The sequence below is a fragment of the Yersinia thracica genome (assembly GCF_902170565.1).
GTDB lineage: Bacteria > Pseudomonadota > Gammaproteobacteria > Enterobacterales > Enterobacteriaceae > Yersinia > Yersinia thracica.
On sequence record NZ_CABHXX010000087.1, the window covers coordinates 1 to 784 of the forward strand.

Here is a 784-nt window from a genome sequence, read left to right on the forward strand (position 1 = left end):
TAATGCCGATCACTTAAGGATCAGTTGAACGATCCTTGTACTATGAGAAAATCCGGAGCAGGTTCTGTTTCCGGATTTTTTTATGCAAATTTCTCAAGCGCTTGACCTTATCTCTCAATTCAATCTGGCCAATAATTCGTTACCTACGCTGGGGGACGTTCTTGGCCCCGAAATTATTAGCCAATGTCTGGCTGAAACCGGAACTGTCACTCTTCGTAAACGCCGATTATCGATGGATATGATGGTTTGGTGTGTCGTCGGCATGGCCCTTGAGCGCAAATATCCTTTGCATCAAATTGTTAATCGGCTCGATATTTTGTTGCCCGGCAACCGGGGCATGAACTGGCCGATTTATATCACTATCGGTGGGAAATTGAACTGGGCTACAGGGAGATGAAACAGACGATGCAACTGAGCCGCTTAACCTTGCGGAGCAAAAAGCCAGAGCTTGTTCAACAGGAATTATGGGGAATATTAATAGGTTACAATTTAGTCAGGTATCAGATGATAAAGATGGCTTCGACGCTAAAGGGGATCTGGCCGAACCAACTGAGCTTCGCCCAATCGACATTGATGGTGACCAATTTATTAGGAGGACTGTCTTATGCGTCGCCGGGAAGAATACCGGGGCTGTTGCGTGATCTTGAAAGTCAGGCGAAGATGGTGAAACTGCCGACAAGGCGAGAAAGAAGCTATCCACGAGTGGTTAAAGAAAGACCAGAAAAATACCCAACAGCGAGACGTAAAAATGCCAGTCAGTTGCTTAACTGACTGGCATTAAGCC

Annotated in this window: 1 pseudogene; it reads left to right on the forward strand. The window is 46.0% G+C overall.

Going from position 1 to position 784, the window contains the following annotated elements:
- The first annotated feature begins 64 nt into the window (after positions 1–64).
- Positions 65–771: pseudogene (locus FTA91_RS12180) on the forward strand (transposase domain-containing protein).
- Positions 772–784: the final 13 nt, after the last annotated feature.